General features: G+C 61.9%; 12 protein-coding genes. 9 read left to right on the forward strand and 3 right to left on the reverse strand.

Going from position 1 to position 12565, the window contains the following annotated elements; genetic code table 11:
• Positions 1–57: 57 nt before the first annotated feature.
• Together Pan44_RS11860 and Pan44_RS11865 are read right to left on the reverse strand one after the other, a co-directional pair.
• On the reverse strand, positions 58–1596 hold the full coding sequence (locus Pan44_RS11860) for an FAD-dependent monooxygenase (protein WP_145030256.1): 1539 nt from the start codon (positions 1594–1596) through the stop codon (positions 58–60).
• A 409-nt stretch (positions 1597–2005) separates the two neighbouring features.
• Positions 2006–2554 (reverse strand): DUF3592 domain-containing protein, encoded by a 549-nt coding sequence (locus Pan44_RS11865; RefSeq protein ID WP_145030257.1) that lies wholly within the window; start codon positions 2552–2554, stop codon positions 2006–2008.
• Between the two features lie 130 nt (positions 2555–2684).
• On the opposite strand from Pan44_RS11865, the gene Pan44_RS11870 reads away from it, so the two are divergent.
• From Pan44_RS11870 to Pan44_RS11880, 3 genes are all read left to right on the forward strand, one after another.
• Positions 2685–3512 (forward strand): enoyl-ACP reductase FabI, encoded by an 828-nt coding sequence (locus tag Pan44_RS11870; RefSeq protein WP_145030258.1) that lies wholly within the window; start codon positions 2685–2687, stop codon positions 3510–3512.
• A gap of 116 nt (positions 3513–3628) precedes the next feature.
• The gene (locus Pan44_RS11875) at positions 3629–4162 is read left to right on the forward strand and encodes a hypothetical protein (RefSeq protein ID WP_145030259.1); all 534 of its coding nucleotides are present in this window, start codon (positions 3629–3631) and stop codon (positions 4160–4162) included.
• 186 nt (positions 4163–4348) lie between these two features.
• Complete coding sequence (locus Pan44_RS11880; protein ID WP_145030260.1) at positions 4349–5302, forward strand: hypothetical protein; 954 nt, start codon at positions 4349–4351, stop codon at positions 5300–5302.
• A gap of 107 nt (positions 5303–5409) precedes the next feature.
• Here Pan44_RS11880 and Pan44_RS11885 read toward each other — a convergent pair whose 3' ends face one another.
• Positions 5410–6510, reverse strand: a complete 1101-nt coding sequence (locus tag Pan44_RS11885) for an alkaline phosphatase family protein (protein ID WP_145030261.1) — start codon at positions 6508–6510, stop codon at positions 5410–5412.
• Positions 6511–6897: 387 nt separating this feature from the next.
• On the opposite strand from Pan44_RS11885, the gene sthA reads away from it, so the two are divergent.
• The 6 genes from sthA to rplB all read left to right on the forward strand — a co-directional run bounded on the left by sthA (position 6898) and on the right by rplB (position 12452).
• Entirely contained in the window at positions 6898–8292 is a 1395-nt protein-coding gene (gene sthA / locus Pan44_RS11890) for a Si-specific NAD(P)(+) transhydrogenase (protein WP_145030262.1), read from the forward strand.
• A gap of 720 nt (positions 8293–9012) precedes the next feature.
• Positions 9013–9330 carry a 30S ribosomal protein S10 gene (gene rpsJ / locus Pan44_RS11895; RefSeq protein WP_145030263.1) on the forward strand — a complete coding sequence of 106 codons (318 nt, stop codon included), beginning with the start codon at positions 9013–9015 and terminating at the stop codon, positions 9328–9330.
• A gap of 441 nt (positions 9331–9771) precedes the next feature.
• Positions 9772–10464 carry a 50S ribosomal protein L3 gene (gene rplC, locus Pan44_RS11900; RefSeq protein WP_231754303.1) on the forward strand — a complete coding sequence of 231 codons (693 nt, stop codon included), beginning with the start codon at positions 9772–9774 and terminating at the stop codon, positions 10462–10464.
• 64 nt (positions 10465–10528) lie between these two features.
• The gene (gene rplD / locus Pan44_RS11905; protein WP_145030265.1) at positions 10529–11176 is read left to right on the forward strand and encodes a 50S ribosomal protein L4; all 648 of its coding nucleotides are present in this window, start codon (positions 10529–10531) and stop codon (positions 11174–11176) included.
• Between the two features lie 65 nt (positions 11177–11241).
• Positions 11242–11532, forward strand: a complete 291-nt coding sequence (gene rplW / locus Pan44_RS11910) for a 50S ribosomal protein L23 (RefSeq protein ID WP_145030266.1) — start codon at positions 11242–11244, stop codon at positions 11530–11532.
• A 62-nt stretch (positions 11533–11594) separates the two neighbouring features.
• Positions 11595–12452, forward strand: coding sequence for a 50S ribosomal protein L2 (gene rplB / locus Pan44_RS11915; protein ID WP_145030267.1), 858 nt, complete (start codon positions 11595–11597; stop codon positions 12450–12452).
• Positions 12453–12565 lie beyond the last annotated feature (113 nt).

Below are 12565 nucleotides of genomic sequence, written 5' to 3' on the forward strand. Positions count from 1 at the left end.
CGACGCGGCAGTAGAAGGGCGACTGCGCCGCTCCAGTCGCGCTGGAGGCATCGATCTTCAAGGTCGCAGCTGCCGCGACTCGAAATAGTTCCGCAGCTCTTTGACGCCCTGCTTTTCGACCAGCGCCACATATTGGTCCGGTCGGAGCAGGTACATCGCCCCCTCAGTCAGGCCAGCGTCGGACATCTCTCGCTGCCACGCGAATCGGTGGAAGACGACGCCCAGTTCGCGGCACGCCATTTCCAGCGGCGAATCAACGTCGCCGTACACGTGAACTTGCCAGCGGGGCTCGGCGAGCGTGTCGTAATTGCTCGTGCCGTCGGCGAAGCGAATCCACGGGAGTCGATCTCCCCCGAGGACGACGCCGGCCCGTCCTTCGCTCAGCGGGCTCTCCCGGTACTGAATCTGCGTCTGCGAAACCGTCCGGAACAGGAATCGCCGCACGAACGCGAATCGGACGGCGACTGGCATGATCAGCGGAAACAGACGCGTGCGGACGAACTTCGCCCAGCGGTTCGTGCTCGTGACGGCCGTAAACACGCGGTCGGTTGTGGCGACCAATTGTCGGGCGAAGCCGATCCGTTCCGCCTCGTAAGTGTCGAGGAGCGCGTCATCGGCCTTGCCCTGCAGCACGGCGGCGAGCTTCCAGGCGAGGTTGATGGCGTCGCCGATGCCCGTGTTCATCCCCTGGCCGCCGGCCGGGCTGTGGATGTGGGCGGCATCGCCGGCGAGAAAGGCCCGGCCCTTGCGGAAATGATCCGTCACGCGGTGATGGACGTGATACGTCGAGAACCAGCTCACCTTCCGGACGTCGACCTTGAGCTGCTCGATGGCCCGCCGGCCGACGTCGTTGAAGGTGAGGTCGGCCGGCGTGCAGTCGGGCCTTTCTTTGACGGTGCCGATCAGGCGGATGTGCCCTTCGTCGTGGAGCGGGAAGACCACGACAAAGTCGGCGTGGTCGAGGTCGATGTTGAGCTCGCGATTGATGGCAGGGCCGGCGGCTTCGACATCGGCGACGTAGAAGAAGTGCTCGTACGTGCCGCCGGGGAAGCCGGTGCCGATGATCTCACGGACCTTTGAGCGGGCTCCGTCACATCCGACGATGTAGCGGCAGTAGCAGCCCTCTTCGGTGTTTCCATCTCGTTTCAATACGGCGTTGACCTCCTTGCCCGGCTCGGTGAATCGCAACAATTCTGTGAAGCGGATCAACTCCGTGTTCCGTTCAACGTGAACGCCGAGATCTGCGAGTCGCGCGATCAGGAGTTTCTCGTGTTCGTCCTGCGGATAGATCAGCAGGAAGGCGAACTCACTGATTCCCTCACCGATGCCCTGAAGGGAGACCCGGGCCCGATGCCGGCCTTTCACCCAGAAATTCGCGCCGGCGACCTTGGCGCCGCGGTCGACAACCGCCTGGGCGAGGCCCATCTGCCGATAGAGTTCGAGCGTTCGCGCCTGCACAGCCAGGGCCCGAGAGGTCGTCCCCGGCTCGGCCGCCTTGTCGACGATGCGGACCCGGATTCCGAAATGCGTCAGCCACAGGGCCAGGACAAGCCCCGTCGGTCCCGCTCCAGCAATCAAGACGTCAGCAGCAGGCATGTTGGCAGGATCCGTCTGGCTCGGGTGGGATGAGGCCGCCCGGACATTCAACCTGCCCTCCGCGCTGGCGAAGACGTCCCGGCTCGATGTCAGAGTTTCGCTGAGGCATGCGACGCAACCACCTTTCTAACTGAAGGTTCCGGCCCAAAGCCCCTTCAGGCAGGCGAAGACTCTTCCCGATGCGCAACCCCTCCCGTCAGGGTGGAGAGTTCGTTCTTTGGCAACGCAAACAAGGGGTGATCAGCCCCGCGAGAGGGGGTGAAAAAAGCACTCCAAAACTCGTCACACATGTCACAGGTCCAAAACTCCAATGTTTCAGACGTTTCTTCGCTGTCACAGGTCGTCACAGGTCGTCACAGGTCTCCCCCCCCGGGGAGCCGGCCTCCGCGACAGCGAATGTCTACTCGCATTAATGCGGGCTCCGCAGCCAGCGCACGACCAGCATCACGAGGCCGATCAGGGTCACGCCCGCACCCATCACGCCGACGGCCAGCGTCCCCGTCCAGCGTTCGGCCCAGGAGGCGATCCGCGACCTGCCCGGATCATCCGGCAGGTATTCAATCTCCACGACGTCCCCGACCTTGTACATCGGCGGGTTGGTGCCCGTCGCCGAAACGCCCGTGTATTCGACCCCCTCGACCTCGTATCGGTACCGCGGTTTCTGCACGCGGTCCCTGCGGACCATTTCGGTGACCGTCCCCTGGGCCTTCACGGCCTGCGCGGTGAACTGCTGGCTGTGGTAGCCGATGACCGCCGCCATCCCGAGAAACACCATTCCGATCACCGTGATCAGCACGCCCAGCCCGAACGATTTCTTCGGCCGCAGCGGCCGGTGAATCGACTGCGGCGACTGCCGGCGGATCCATTCGGCCGCCTCCTTGACCGTCGAGCGGCCGGCGGAGAGGTCCTCGAGGATGTCCTCCAGCTGTCGGGCGTGGCCGTCAGAATAGTCTGGCATCGACGTGAGGTGTTGGAGGACCGCGAAGGAGGGGGGCCGGGGCTGGTCGCCCTTGAGAATCTCGCCTCTGCTGGCCTATCGTACCGCGCTTCCAGGCATTTTCGCGTTCGAGTCAGAGAGAGAAGCGTCCATGGGTTTGTTCGACGGCAAAAAAGGTGTGGTGTTCGGCATCGCGAACGAGCGGTCGATCGCCTGGGCCATCACACAGCAGCTGTTCGCCCAGGGAGCCGAAATCGGCTTCACGCACCTGCCCGATAAAGACCCGGAGCGGCCGAAGAACGCCAACAAGGTGAAAAAACTGGTCGAACCCCTCGGCGCGAAGTTCGTCGTCCCCTGCGACGTGCAGAAGGACGAGGACCTCGATGCCGTGTTCGCGAAGATCACCGAGCAGTTCGGCAAGATCGACTTCGTCCTGCACTCGATCGCCTTCGCCCCTCCGGCCGACCTGACCCAGGAAGTCTACAAGTGCAGCCGGGCCGGCTTTTCGCTGTCGATGGACATCAGCGTCTACAGCCTCATCGCCATGTGCGGTCGGGCCAAAGCCATCATGAACCCGGGCGGCAGTATCCTCACGCTCACCTACCTCGGCGGCGAGAAGGTCATCCCCGGCTACAACCTGATGGGCCTTTGCAAATCCGCCCTGGAGAGCAGCGTGGAATACATCGCCAGCGAAATGGGTGCCGACGGCGTCCGCGTCAACGCCCTGAGCGCCGGCCCCGTGCGGACGATCAGCGCCAGCGGCGTCGGCGACTTCAAGAAGATGCTGACGCTGTACGAAACGTTCTCCCCCCTCCGCCGCAACATCACCGAGGAAGAAGTCGGCAAGTCGGGGATGTTCCTCCTGAGCGATATGTCAGGCGGCATCACGGGCGAAACACTGCACGTCGACTGCGGCTACCACGTGATGGGCGGTCCTCCGCTCGATGCCTTCGGAAACAAGGCCGAAGCCTCGGAATAAAAGCGACAAAAGACCCCGGCAAACGCCGGGGTCTTTTTCGTTGCGGCGGTCCTGGCTCACTCGAGACACGCCTTGCGGCTGAAGAACGACACTTCACAATCACGGGAGCAGGCTCGATGAAGAACACCATCGCGGTTTACTCGTCGAAGCCCGCAGTCAAAGGCGCCGATTTCATCGAGAAGGCTCGCGAGGTCGGCGTCGAGCTGAGGTTCCTCGCGCTGGGCGGCTTCATCCCGCATGATCCGGAGCTGGGCAAACGACTACATGAAGTGCGGGGTGGGGCATCACTTCTTGTCGGGGCGTTCGAAACCGATGCCTCAATTCTCGCCGAGTTCGACAAGCTCGTTGCTGATGGCGAGCGAGAGTCGGTTGTGACCCTGCTCAATGCGGGACAATTGCCCTGGTGCGAACTCTATGTCGGAAAGTTCGACTACGAAGCCACGGTGAAAAAGAAGCCAAAGGACAAGGCGGGGATCGACGAGTCGGTTTCGGCCCGTGATTTACCCGCTTTGAAAGCCGCCCGCACGCGATACATCGTTGACAACCAGTCTCGCAAGAAGAACGGCGGGTTGCTGGTGAATGCCGTCGCCAAACTTCTGGCGACGGAGAGCGAGGGCGTCATTGCAGACTATCTGCGCCCTTCAAGATAAAGCAGTCGTCCCCTGATGACGGAACTCGAAGTCTCCTTCCATTCGGAAGGGTGGCCGGCGGCTGGACTGAGCGGAGCGAAGGAAGCCCAGGTCGACCGTTGTCGAGTCGACGCTTCCTGATCGACCGTCGATACCAGAAACTGAGACGTCGAGACGTCTTCCAATGTCAGCAGACCGGAGTGACCCGTGCGATGGATCATTGGCGCATTCTTGCTGGTTGCTCCCCCAGCCTTCGCAGCCGCTCCGCCCGCTGAAAAGACGCCCGCCCCCCAACCCACATTCGAAGAGCTCCGCCTCGCCCGCGATTCGCTCCTCGAAAGCATGGTCCGCGATTACGGCTACAGCCTGCAGAACGGCCAGGCCGTCAAACACATCCCCCAGCCCACGCCGGCCATCGCTCTCGACTTCTACCGGGCGGAGCAGGGGGGAGTCGCCTCCGGTCCCGACGCCTCCTTCTTCCGCTATCGCGACGGCAAGCTCGTCGGCTGGGGCAACACGTTCGCCGGCGGAAAACAGAAGGGCTACACGCTGGCCCAGTTGCTCGACAGCTTCTTCGGGCTCAAGGGACGCCTGGTCGAAGGCTCGCCGTCGCTCCTGCAGAAAAACCTCCCCGGCGACTGGATCATTCTCGACAGCGCCCTCCAACTGCCGGGCGACGCACCCGCTCAACTGGAGAAAATCCTCGCGAAGGATTTCGACTTCCACGTCAAACTCGAAATGCGCGAAGTCGAACGTCCTGCCATCGTCGTTCGCGGAACTTACAAGTACGCCCCGACGCGACTCGACGCCGAGAAGGAGAAGGCTGATCCCGATCAATGGGACGTCCTGCGGATCTACGAGGACGAATCTCAACTGAACGAAGAACCCGGCGGCGCGGGCGGCGGAGACTTCGGCCTGTTCCTCAACTGGCTGGGTGAAGCGATTGACGCCATCGTCATCGATGAACGCTCATCACAGACGGAAGGAGTCGCGATCTCCTGGAGACGCCACACCGAGAGCCAGGGCTCAACAGCCCGCGATCGCACCAGGACCAATGCGGCGTCCGTCTTGAAGAACATCGAATCCCAGACCGGCCTCACGTTCACACATGAATTGCGGCCAGTGAACGTGATGTTCGTCACGCCGGCAAAGAAAAACTAGAGCCTCTGCGGGAACCTGTTGAGCGGCGGGGTTCATCCCCGCCGGTCCGCGTCCGCAACCGTACTGGTCAGTATTCCGAGAGGCGCTAAACCGGGTGCCGTCGCGTCCTACTTGACCGGCGGCAACACATCCTTGATCGGCGCCCCGGATCGCGCCTCCGCCCCGTGATAGTCCTCGCCCAATAGCGCGGCCAGCGTGGCCGCCACCTGGCTCTGCGTGACGCGATCGCAGTTCTTCCGTTCGCCGAGCGGCGGAGTATCCGGACCAAGGAACGCCATCCACATATCCTCGGCCCCTTCGATCTTCTTGCCGTGGTTCTTCCAGTCAGTCGGGCCTGAGCCGCGGCCGTGGTCGGTCGTGATGATCAGCGTCGTCTTATCGCGATACTGGTCGATCGACTGCACAAGGTCCCACAGGCGCTGGATGTACGCGTCCACCGCATGGGCCGACGTCAGCAGGTTGTCGTAGCGACCGGCGTGGCCCCAGGCGTCGGTTTCGAGGAAGCCGATGAACATCACCCGCGGGCGATGCCTCAACAGATGCTCGCGGGCGGCCTGGTATAGGAACGAATCGATCACCTCGGCCGCGTTGGGACGGGTGGTGTCGGCGATCAGGTCGTTCAGCAGCTTCTGCCGCGGGTTCGGATCGGATTCCGGAACCGGCTCCCAGCCCCCCATCACGGGGAATCCGCAGCGTTCACGATTGATGATGAACGGCGTGACGTCCCAGGCGCTGTAGGCGGCGACCTTGCCATCGAAAGCCGGCCTGCGATGCAGCCATTCGAGAACGGTGAAATTCTCGTTGGGCTTCTTCGCGTTGCTGTCGATCCGCAGGTCGGCGAAACCGGTCAGAATCTCGTTGTAACCGGGGTAGGAGAACTTCATCGTGTTGGTGATCTGCGACGAACTACCTTGCGGCATGTTGCCGTAGAGTTGTCCTTCTTTGGCGATCTTGGTCCAGAAGAAGGGCAGGAGCGCCTCGCGACGTTCTTCCGGGGTCTCACGCCAGAACTGGCTTTCGATCGCCTTGACGTTGCTGACGCCGCCCGGCTCCTTGCTGATGAGTTCCTTCTCGGCGCCGGTGAAGACTTCCTGCCAGCGGAGCCCGTCGGTCGTGATCAGGATGACGTTCTTCGTCTTCAGGTCGGCGGCCGTTCCGCGACAGGCGCAGCACGCCAGAAACGCCAAAGTGAGAATGACGCGAATCATCACAGATCGCCCCTCCGTTGCGAATTACGACTTCTGCTCAGCCCCAATATCCCCCGACACTCAGTTGTACAGCCGGGCGCGCGTCGACCACAGTCTCGCGGCGGGGTAGTCGGAGGCTGGACTGAGTGCAGCGAGGGAAGCGCCGGGGCGACCTTTGCCGAGCCTCCCATCGCTGATTGACGCTCAGTAACAGGTCATGGCGCCGATATCCTGCCAGGACGATCCCCTTCGTTCACCTCTCCCAGCCCGCGACCGGGGTTTCGCCGAAAACGGCTCCAACCCCGGCCACACGCCGATCAGGGTCGCCCCTCCACAACGATTCCTGCTAAACATCAAGCCGCGCCGGGAAGAGTCGCTTTGATCTGCATCGCCTGAGGGAGCATTCGCGTGCCTGACTTTGAATTCGATCTCGTCGTCATTGGCACCGGTCCCGGAGGCGAAGGTGCCGCGATGCAGGCCGCTAAGCACGGCATGAAGGTCGGCGTCGTCGAACGCATGAAGATGATTGGGGGAGCCTGCACGCATGTGGGCACGATTCCCTCCAAGGCATTGAGATATGCCATCTTCCGCATGATGGAAGTGAACCGCAGCCAGCAGTTCCTGGATCGCGGGCTGTTCGTCGACACGCCCTTCCCGGACCTGTTGAAAGCAGCCAAGGGCGTCGTGCAGAAGCAGGTGCTCCTGCGAGCAGGCTTCTATGAGCGCAACGATGTCCCCGTCATCCACGGATCGGCCCATTTCGTCGATTCCAACCACGTCGAAGTGACTGATGCGGACGGGTCGAGGAAGATGGTTCGCGCCAAGTACTTCGTCATCGCGACCGGGGCACGGCCCTATCGTCCAGCGAGCATCGATTTCTCGAATCCCTGTGTGTTCGACAGCGACACCATTCTCGGCCTGAATCGCGACGTGAAGTCGTTGATTGTCTACGGAGCGGGCGTGATCGGATGCGAGTACGCCTCGATGTTCCGCAACCTCAATGCCAAGGTCACACTCATCAATGCCCGCGACAAGCTGCTGGAATACCTCGATGACGAGATCATCGACGCCCTGTCGTATCACTTCCGTGAGCACGGCATGCTCATCAAGCACAAGGAAGAGTTCGAGAAGGTGGAGTGCACGCACGATGGGGTGATCGTGCATCTCAAATCCGGCAAAAAACTGAAGGCTGATGCGCTGCTGTGGGCAGCCGGCCGGACAGGCAACTCCGACGGAATGGGGCTCGACAAAGTCGGGGTAGAGCCCGATTCCCGCGGCAATATCCCGGTCAACGAGAATCTTCAGACGGCGGCCCCGCATATCTACGCCGTCGGTGACGTCATCGGGCCCCCCGCGCTCGCCAGCGCTGCCTACATGCAGGGGCGGTTTGCCTCGAGCCACATGCTCGGCAATAAAGATGTCGCGCCCGTGAAAAACGTCCCGACGGGCATCTACACCAGTCCTGAAATCAGCTCCCTGGGGAAGACGGAAAAAGAACTGACGGCCGAGAAGGTCCCTTATGAGGTTGGCCATTCACTGTTTCGCAGCCTGGCCCGGGCGCAGATCACCGGCCAGGCGGTCGGCATGCTGAAGCTCCTGTTTCATCGTGAAACGCTGGAATTGCTGGGAATTCACTGCTTCGGCCAACAGGCCAGCGAAATTATCCATATCGGCCAGGCAATCATGCTCCAGCCCCCGCCGCATAACACCATCAACTATTTCGTGAACACGACCTTCAACTATCCCACGATGGCCGAGGCCTACCGCGTCGCCGCCTTGAACGGCCTGAACAGGCTCTTTTAGGGCGCGTGGACATTCGCTGTCGCGGAGGCCGGCCTCCCGGGGGAGACCTGTGACGACCTGTGACAGCGAAGAAACGTCTGAAACATTGGAGTTCTGGACCTGTGACATGTGTGACGAGTTTTGGAGTGCTTTTTTTCACCCCCTCTCGCGGGGCTGATCCCCCTCTGTGTGCGTTGCCAAAGAACGAACTCTCTACCCTGACGGGAGGGGTTGCGCATCGAGAAGAGTCTTCGCCTGCCTGAAGGGGCTTTGTGCCGGAACCTTCAGTTAGAAAGGTGGTTGCGTCGCATGCCTCAGCGAAACTCTGACATCGAGCCGGGACGTTTTCGCCAGCGCGGAGGGCAGGTTGAATGTCCGGGCGGCCTGGTTGTGGGCGCGCTCAGGAAGTCCTCGCCAAGTCTCTCTGGACCAGGAATTCCCGGATCTTCGGTCCGTCCGGCCGCTCCCTCAGAAAAACTTCCCCAGGCCGACGAGGCACTCGTGGTTTCGCCGTTCTTGACAAAAGGCGAGCGTTTTGCGGCATGATGCGGAAGTGCACGCGGCGCGGAGGGGCCGCTCGGGGAAAGAAAATGGGAGGTTCGGGGAGCAAATGTGCCGGCCGTTAGAATTTCCAGAAGCTGATTCGTTGACACATTGCACGACCGACGATAACCTCCCCGATTCCCCGCAAAACCGTGCGCGGGATTTTTCGTAGTAAGTCGTTTGACCAAGGGGACTTGAGTGGCCGGCAACGAACGCATTCGCATCCGAATGGAGGCGTATGACCATTCCGTGCTCGACCAGTCGGCGACGGATATTGTCGACACGGCGAAGCGGACTGGGGCGATCGTCCATGGGCCGATTCCCCTTCCGACGCGGATCGAGCGCTACACAGTGCTGCGGAGCCCGCACATCGACAGGAAGTCTCGCGAGCAGTTCGAGATTCGGACTCACAAGCGGGTGATCGATATTGTTCAGCCGACCGGCAAGACGATCGACGCTTTGAACAAGCTGTCGCTCCCGGCTGGTGTGGATATCAAGATTAAGGCGACCACATAGTCGGTCGCTGCAGGGTGTGGTTGTTGGTATATTGAGAGTTTGAGTGCTTTTGGGCACGGTTCCCTTCGGGGCTTCTGGCCCCGGAGGCTCGATGCTCTGGGCGCCGGCACCGCTGGCTCTCTGGCTGTTGGACGAGGCCGGAGTGGTTCGGGGTGGGCGGCGAAATGGCCATCCTCACCGGGGCCTGCGTGGTCCTGGCTGTCGGGTCGCTCGGATGTTGGGCGTCTCGCGGCGGTGAGTGGTGTGAGCACCTGTCATGGTGCGTTGCGGTGCTCGCGGGTGGAGTCATCTCCCGCGGACGGCTTGGCCGGGTCTGCAATTGTGTGTTTGTTGTGTGTTTGTTGAGACAGAAGTGTCGTGGCCCTGGTTCGCTGGTGAGCCCGCTGCGATACGGAGGTAGGGGAACCAATGTCCGTCGGATTGCTTGGACGTAAGATCGGCATGACTACCGTGATCACGGAGGACGGCACCGCCGTTCCGGTCACGGTGCTCGAGGTCGGTCCGTGCACGGTCCTGCAGATTCGCACGAAGGAGCGGGATGGCTATGAGGCCGTCCAGCTTGGCTTCGACGACAAGCTGAGTGACAAGGATCGCGAGCGGGCGCCGGAACAGCGGCTGCGGTCGCGGGCCAGTCGTGCAGAGCGCGGCCACGTGGTCGCCCTCGGCAGCAAGCGTCAGAAGGCCCGCAAGGATGCCGGCGTCGAGCCGGTTGCCAAGGCGGGTTGTGAACCGCAGCGGTTCATTCGCGAGTTCCGGACGGACGGAGAAGAGCACGGCCTGGAAGTCGGCAAGGTTCTGTCGGCCGATGCCCTCGAAGGCGTGAAGTACGTCGACGTCATCGGGATCTCGAAAGGTCGCGGAACGTCGGGTGTGATGCGTCGCCATAACTTCGGCGGTCAGCGGGCCACCCACGGTGTGAAGAAGGTTCACCGCCACGGTGGTTCGATCGGTCAGCACACCGATCCCAGCCGCGTGTGGAAGGGGAAGCGGATGGCCGGTCAGTACGGCAACACCCGCTCCACCATGCGGAACCTGCTCGTGCACCAGATTGACAAGGATTCGCACATGCTGCTGGTTCGCGGGGCTGTCCCCGGAGCCCGCAATGGTTATGTGATGATTCGCAAGGCGGATTGACGTCGGAGCTGAGGCTTCGGCCTGCATTCGCTTTCGTCGTGAACCTCACAAAGTTTGAATACCCATGATTTCCGTACCCATCGTTGATGTGACTGGCAAGCAGGTCGGGACTTACAGTCTCGACCCCGCTGATTTCGCCAAGGCCATCAATAAGCAGTTGCTGCACGACGTCGTGGTCATGTACCAGGCGAACAAGCGCATCGGCAGCCACAAGACGAAGACCCGCGGCGAAGTCGCCGGCAGCACCAAGAAGCTGTTCCGGCAGAAGGGGACCGGCAACGCCCGCGTCGGCACCAAGCGGTCGCCGATCCGTCGTGGCGGCGGACACGCGTTCGCGAAGGTTCCCCGTGACTACGGTTATCGGCTGCCGAAGAAGGCGATTCGCGCAGCAACCCGGATGGCCGTGTTGAGCAAGTTCCAGGACGGACAGGCCGTCATCCTGGATCAGCTGGCTGTCACTGAAATCAAGACGAAGGCGGTCGCACAGGTGCTGAAGGCTCTCGGCCTGAAGGAAGACAGCACGCTCCTGGCGATCAAGGACTACGACAACACGCTGTACCGCTCGGCCCGCAACATCGGCAATCTCATGATTTCGCCGGCTCGCGAGCTGAATGCCCTCGACGTGCTGCGTCAGCGGCGGTTCCTGGTGACGAAGGACGCCCTGGATGTCCTGAAGTCGGCCGGAAAAGAGAAGGCCGCCCAGGCCGGTTGATGTCGGGCAGGTAATCGCCTGCCGATCGGAAACAGAGTTCAAGCGGATTGCGGAGTGGATGAGTCATGGCTCTTGAATTGGCGCCACATCAGATCATCGTGCGGCCTCTCGTGACGGAGAAGGGGACGCATCAGTCGGAGCGTCACAATGCCTACTCGTTTGAGGTTCATCCTCAGGCGACGAAGCTGACGATCCGCGCCGCCGTCGAGGAACTGTGGAACGTCCGCGTTCTCGATGTCCGCACGCAGAATCGCAAAGGCAAGCTGCGTCGCCACAAGATGAGCAAGGGCGTGCAGTCGGACTGGAAGAAGGCGGTCGTCAAGCTGCATCCCGACGACAAGATGGCGTTCTTCTAAGTCGACGGTCGATTGCCGCCGAGACCAACTGAGAGACGTGAAAGTTCAGGACAGAAACGATCATGGGAATTCGCCAGTACAAGCCGACCTCTGCCGGGCGCCGCAATGCGTCGGTGAGCGACTTCGCCGAAATCACCGATCCTAAGAAGAAGCCGGAAAAGTCCCTGCTGGTCCGCCTGAAGAAGCATTCGGGCCGGAACAACCAGGGCAAGATCACCGCGCGTCATCGCGGCGGCGGCGCCAAGAAGCAGTACCGCATCATCGACTTCAAGCGGACCAAGGACGATATTCAGGCCACGGTGGGCTTTATTGAATACGACCCGAACCGGACGTGCCGCATTGCACTGCTGCACTACTCCGACGGCGAGAAGCGGTACATCCTGGCGCCGAACGGCCTCAAGGCCGGCGACAAGGTGATGAGCGGACCGAAGGCTGAGCCGAAAGTTGGCAATACGCTTCCGATGTCCCACATCCCGCCCGGAACGCAGGTCCACAACGTGGAACTGCAGCCTGGTCGCGGTGGGCAGATTTGCCGGAGTGCCGGAACCGCCGCAACGATGTCGGCTCGCGATGGCAGTTGGGCCCAGCTCACCCTGCCGTCCGGCGAAATCCGTCGCGTCCCGGCCGCCTGCCGGGCCACGATCGGCGTTGTCGGAAATTCGGAACACTCGAGTATTCGCATCGGCAAGGCCGGGCGGAACCGCCATCGCGGCATTCGTCCGCACGTCCGCGGCTCGGCCATGAACCCGATCGCTCACCCGATGGGTGGTGGTGAAGGTCGCCGCAACGGCGGTCGTCACCCGGTGAGCCCCACGGGCAAGCTGGCCAAGGGTGGCAACACCCGCAAGCGGCGGAAGCCGTCGACCAAGGCGATCGTTCGTCGCCGCTGGTCGAAGCGGAATGGCCAGAAGAAGCTCTAGCAGCAGTTGGTAGTGGGTGGTGGGTCGTTGGCAGGAATCGGTTTCCTGCCCACTACCAACTATCCACTATCCGCTTGAATTCAGATTCAGAGTAAGAAGCGTCAGGTGGAAAA

The sequence above is a fragment of the Caulifigura coniformis genome, assembly GCF_007745175.1.
GTDB lineage: Bacteria > Planctomycetota > Planctomycetia > Planctomycetales > Planctomycetaceae > Caulifigura > Caulifigura coniformis.